The organism is Kitasatospora sp. NPDC058243 (assembly GCF_042882025.1).
Classification (GTDB): Bacteria; Actinomycetota; Actinomycetes; order Streptomycetales; family Streptomycetaceae; genus Kitasatospora.
Window position 1 is genome coordinate 1 of the sequence record NZ_JBHVWW010000139.1, and the last position, 2,655, is coordinate 2,655.

A 2,655-nucleotide genomic window follows, 5' to 3' on the forward strand; every position below is an offset into this window, starting at 1 on the left:
GGAGGTCTATTCACACGGCTTCACCAGCCCTTCTTGTAGAAGGTGAGGGCGGTGACGGTCTTGGCGACGGTGGGGAATCGGGTGAGGGGGCCGCGGTAGCGGGTGGCGAGGATCTTCCAGTCTTTCAGGTGGGCGATCGCGCGTTCGACGGCGGCGCGGAGCGTGTTGACTGACTGGTTGGCCTCCTTGTTGCCTGGGGAATGGTCCCGGCCAGGTGGCTTGCGTCGGCCGGTACGTATCCCGGTGCCGGTGTAGCCGAGGTCTCCGGGCTTGTCGCGGTCGGCGAACGCCTCGGGGAAGCAGGACTGCCTCCAGGCGAAGGCGTCATGTCGGCTGCCGGGCAGCGGGAGGGAGACGGCCAGCAGGTCCCCGGCCAGGGTGGACGCGACCTGGAGGTTGAAGCCGGTGTCGCGGTGCTTGCCCGAGAACATAGAGGTGCCCTCGCTCTTCCAGTCCCATGTGGTCACCAGTGTGCCGTCGACAAGCACGACTCTCCCAGCAGAGGCTTCAGCAGGGTCGGGAACATGCCTGGCCAGAACCTTTCCGACCACGGGCAGCAGCGTGTTCCAGCGGCGTGAGACGGTCGCCTGGGAGATCCCGAAGAGCTCGGCCGCCGCTTCCTGGACCGGGTTCTGCCGCAGCAGGAACAGCACCAGCACCACCGACTTGTACAAGCCCAGCGCCCGCATCCGCTCAGGAGACGGGCCTTCCTGCGCGGCCCGCAGTTCGGCATGGACGCCGGCCACCAGCCCGTCCAGTTGATCTGTGTCCAGCCCTGTCGTAACGTTCCAGCCCAACGGCCCTGCCCTGGTAGAGATCTGACGTCGTCGCAAAACGTCACGCTACCGAGCAGGGCCGCTTCCATGATCAAGGAAAACCAGCGAAACCACCGTGAATAAGCCTCCGTGTCTCGCACCGTTTCTGTGCCTGATGGGAACGGGCGGCTTCGGTGTCCTCTCGCATCCGTGTCTTGAGGAACACCGTCAGCAGCACGATGCGCTGGCCAGGCGCGAGCCAGTACGAGATGTGAGGCGCCTCGCGTTTTCCGGACAGTGTTTTGACCGTCTATTTTATGCGGCTTTGCGCAGCTCCGCATATTCGGCGTGAACTTCTCGCGGTGGGCGGTATCCGACTGCCGAGTGGAGGCGTCTGTGATTGTACCAGAGTTCGATGTATCGGGTGATGTCCTGCCTGGCGATCTCGCGCGTCAGGTAAGTCACCCTGGAAACTCTCTCGTTCTTCAGGGCGCCGAAGAACGATTCCGCCATCGCATTGTCGAAACAGATACCGGTCCTCCCGGAAGATCGACGGAGGCCGAACTGCTTCAGCGTCTCCCCGAACTCAGCTGACATGTAGTTGCTTCCACGGTCGGAGTGGAATATTGCATCGTCGGCGAGCTTCCTGTTGCGGGCCGCGTTGCGTATAGCCTGGGATATGAGAGGAGTTTGATAGTGGTCGTCCATCGCATACCCGATAACCTCCTTGGTGCAGCAGTCGATGACGGTCGCGAGATAAAGCCACCCCTCTCCGGTTTTGATGTACGTGATATCCCCGACGAGTTTCTCGCCGGGCGCGTCGGCGGTGAAGTCGCGGCCGACGAGGTCCGGCACCTCGCTCGCCGCAGCCTGGGTGAGAGACCACCGCTTCGGCTTCGGCTGGCAGGGCACAAGGCCCAGCTCGCGCATCAGCTGGCGGATCAGCTCCAGGCCGGCGCGCACGTCCCAGCGGGCAAGCTGGGCGTGGATCCGCCGGTAGCCATACGTGCTGTCGGACATGTCGAACGCCTTCTTGACGAGCAGTTTCAATTCATCACGCCGCTGGGCGGTCGCGGAATCCGGACGGTCGATCCATTCATAGTAGCCGGATTTTGAAACGTCAAGCCGATCACACATGAACTCGACGGAATATGCGTACTCCGAGTCGTCGAGTCGCATCGTTTCGATGAACTCGTACTTGCCCGCTACCGGGGATCCCTCGCGAAGTACGCTGCGGCTTTTTTCAGGAAGGTGACTTCCATCTCAAGGTCGCGGTTGCGGCGTTCGAGTTCCTTGAGGCGCGCCCGCTCGTCCAGAGGAAGAGGGCCGGACTGCTTTCCGTGTGCACGCTCATGCCTACGCACCCATGAACGCAGCGTTTCGGGGTTCAATTCAAGTTCCCGAGCGAATTGCGCGATGGGCTTGCTGGATTGCAGCGCCAGCTGGACCGCTTCTTCGCGGAACTCTGGCGTGTACGGCTTTGAACGTGCCACTTGCTGTTTCCCTCACTTCCCGGACAGGACGACCCTATTGGGTCACTGTCCGGAAACCTCGGGGCCCCTCAGACCTGTGGTGCAACCTGTCCAGGGAGGGGCGTCGGGGCCGGGAGGCGAGTCCGTTCTCCATGTACGTGATCTCTGTGTGGACGGTGTAGTGCCGGGTTCTCTGGGGGTGTTTGCCGGCGTTGGGGCCGTATTTGCTGGTCGAGTTCTTGGTGCTGCGCGCCTTGGCGCGGTGGCGCCGGCGGGCGGGCCAGAGGTCGGCCAGGGCGGCGGTGCCGATCGTGCCGACCAGGTCGGTGTTCCCGGTGGTGATGCCGTGTCCGGTGGTCACGGTGTCGGCGGCGGTCTGGAGCAGGGTGGTGGAGCTGAGGCGGTCCATGTACAGGTCGGGCAGGTGG

3 protein-coding genes are annotated in these 2,655 nt (G+C 63.3%); all 3 read right to left on the minus strand.

From position 1 onward, the window contains the following. Nucleotides 1–20: 20 nt before the first annotated feature. On the minus strand, nucleotides 21–746 hold the full coding sequence (locus tag ACFVX9_RS39525; protein WP_387987104.1) for a transposase family protein: 726 nt from the start codon (nucleotides 744–746) through the stop codon (nucleotides 21–23). Nucleotides 747–1,070: 324 nt separating this feature from the next. Beyond that, nucleotides 1,071–2,248, minus strand: a protein-coding gene (locus ACFVX9_RS39530; protein ID WP_387987107.1) for an IS3 family transposase whose coding sequence is annotated in 2 segments (ribosomal slippage) — nucleotides 1,071–1,987 and nucleotides 1,987–2,248 — 1,179 coding nt in all. Because the reading frame shifts where the segments join, the coding sequence is not laid out codon by codon here. 34 nt (nucleotides 2,249–2,282) lie between these two features. After that, the coding region (locus ACFVX9_RS39535; protein WP_387987110.1) for a hypothetical protein at nucleotides 2,283–2,655 on the minus strand (373 nt) is incomplete at its 5' end.